Here is a 2,081-nt window from a genome sequence, read left to right as displayed (position 1 = left end):
GCCCAGCAGATCCAGGCTCGGGTGGCAGCAGGCACTTCACGTGACTTGCCACGGACGAAGCCAAGACGCCCTTTACCATCCCCCACTACGGTCAACGCAGTGAAAGTGAAGATACGGCCGCCTTTTACGGTTTTGGCCACGCGGTTAACTTGAACCAGCTTCTCGATGTAGCCTTCGTCGCGTTTTTGGTCGTTATTTGCCATAACTTAGAACTCCAGCCCGCCTTCACGAGCAGCATCAGCCAGCGCTTTGACACGGCCGTGGTACTTGAAGCCAGAACGGTCGAAAGCCACTTGCGATACGCCAGCGGCTTTTGCACGCTCGGCGACCAGCTTGCCAACCTTAGTGGCCGCGTCGATGTTGCCAGTGGCGCCATCACGCAGTTCTTTGTCCAAAGTCGAGGCGCTTGCCAGGACTTTGCTGCCGTCGGCCGAAATGACCTGGGCATAAATGTGCTGCGAAGAGCGGTGCACGCAGAGACGCACGACTTCGAGTTCGTGCATTTTCAGGCGTGCTTTGCGAGCGCGACGCAGTCGGGTAACTTTTTTGACGGTCATTTGCTATGCCCTACTTCTTCTTGGCTTCTTTACGGCGGACGACTTCGTCTGCGTAACGCACACCTTTGCCTTTGTAAGGCTCTGGACGGCGGAAGTCGCGGATCTCAGCGGCCACTTGACCAACCAACTGCTTATCGATACCACGAATCAGGATATCGGTTTGGCTAGGGGTCTCAGCGGTGACACCATTCGGCAGTTCGTAATCCACCGGGTGCGAGAAGCCAAGTGCCAGGTTCAGGACCGAGCCTTTTGCTTGCGCCTTGTAACCAACACCGACCAGCTGGAGCTTACGCTCGAAGCCTTGGCTTACGCCCTGGACCATGTTGTTAACCAGTGCACGAGTTGTGCCTGCCATTGCGCGAGTCTGTTGATCGCCATTGCGAGCAGAGAAACGCAGCTCACCAGCTTCTTCAACAATTTCAACGGACGAATGGACGTTCAGTTCCAGAGTACCCTTGGCACCCTTCACCGAAAGCTGCTGGCCTACGAATTTGACTTCGACGCCGGCTGGCAACTTAACGGGGTTCTTAGCTACGCGTGACATGCTTATCCCCCCCCCTTAGAACACAGTGCAAAGCACTTCGCCACCGACACCGGCAGCGCGCGCAGCACGATCCGTCATCACACCTTTGTTGGTGGAGACGATAGACACACCGAGGCCGCCACGAACTTTTGGCAGATCATCGGAGGACTTGTACTGACGCAAGCCTGGGCGGCTGACGCGCTTCACTTCTTCGATGACTGGACGGCCTTCGAAGTATTTCAGCTCGATGGACAGCAACGGTTTGATTTCGCTGCTGATCTGATAACCCGCAATGTAACCTTCGTCTTTCAGGACTTTGGCTACAGCAACCTTCAACGTGGAAGACGGCATGCTTACGACGGGCTTTTCAGCCATCTGGGCATTACGGATACGAGTTAGCATGTCCGCTAACGGGTCCTGCATACTCATGGGCTAGACGCTCCTAATACAAAATAATTAGCCTCGCGGCTACAGCTTATCGCCGAGAACTTCCGGGCAAGTAAAAACACGGGCTCGGGCGAGCCGGCAATTCTAGACCTACGCCAGAAACGAATCAAGCCCCAAAAGGGGCTTGATTCAAATTCAAGCTTCCTGCAACCCGGCATCGTGCGACGCCAGGTGCAGAAAACAAGATTTACGCCTTACCAGCTGGCCTTGACCAGACCTGGTACGTCGCCACGCATTGCTGCTTCACGCAGCTTGTTACGAGCGAGACCGAACTTGCGGTAAACGCCGTGCGGACGACCGGTGATGCGGCAACGGTTACGCATGCGCGAAGCGCTTGCGTCACGAGGTTGCTTCTGCAGAGCTACGGTAGCTTCCCAACGCGCTTCTGGACTTGCGTTCAGATCGACGATGATTGCTTTGAGCGCTGCACGCTTTGCGGCGTACTTGGCAACAGTGACCTGACGCTTCAGCTCACGGTTTTTCATGCTCTTCTTGGCCATTTTCCTACTCCAATCAGTTGCGGAACGGGAATTTGAAAGCACGCAGCAGTGCGC

General features: G+C 55.6%; 4 protein-coding genes and 1 pseudogene. All 5 read right to left on the bottom strand.

The features are described 5' to 3' along the window. Positions 1 to 203: pseudogene (locus tag ACIPY9_RS24545) on the bottom strand (hypothetical protein); the annotation flags it as partial. 3 nt (positions 204 to 206) lie between these two features. Beyond that, complete coding sequence (gene rplR, locus ACIPY9_RS24540; RefSeq protein ID WP_002555473.1) at positions 207 to 557, bottom strand: 50S ribosomal protein L18; 351 nt, start codon at positions 555 to 557, stop codon at positions 207 to 209. A 10-nt stretch (positions 558 to 567) separates the two neighbouring features. Next, positions 568 to 1,101: a 50S ribosomal protein L6 gene (gene rplF / locus ACIPY9_RS24535; protein WP_400707807.1), complete on the bottom strand. Its 534-nt coding sequence runs from the start codon at positions 1,099 to 1,101 to the stop codon at positions 568 to 570. Between the two features lie 15 nt (positions 1,102 to 1,116). Further along, positions 1,117 to 1,509, bottom strand: coding sequence for a 30S ribosomal protein S8 (rpsH, locus tag ACIPY9_RS24530; protein ID WP_025262048.1), 393 nt, complete (start codon positions 1,507 to 1,509; stop codon positions 1,117 to 1,119). A gap of 212 nt (positions 1,510 to 1,721) precedes the next feature. Further along, positions 1,722 to 2,027, bottom strand: coding sequence for a 30S ribosomal protein S14 (rpsN, locus tag ACIPY9_RS24525; RefSeq protein ID WP_400707804.1), 306 nt, complete (start codon positions 2,025 to 2,027; stop codon positions 1,722 to 1,724). Between the last annotated feature and the right edge of the window lie 54 nt (positions 2,028 to 2,081).

The organism is Pseudomonas sp. NPDC089734, assembly GCF_044748865.1.
Lineage (GTDB): Bacteria > Pseudomonadota > Gammaproteobacteria > Pseudomonadales > Pseudomonadaceae > Aquipseudomonas.
The sequence above is the reverse complement of the archived record's forward strand: the minus strand, read 5'-3'. Positions and strand labels throughout refer to the sequence as shown.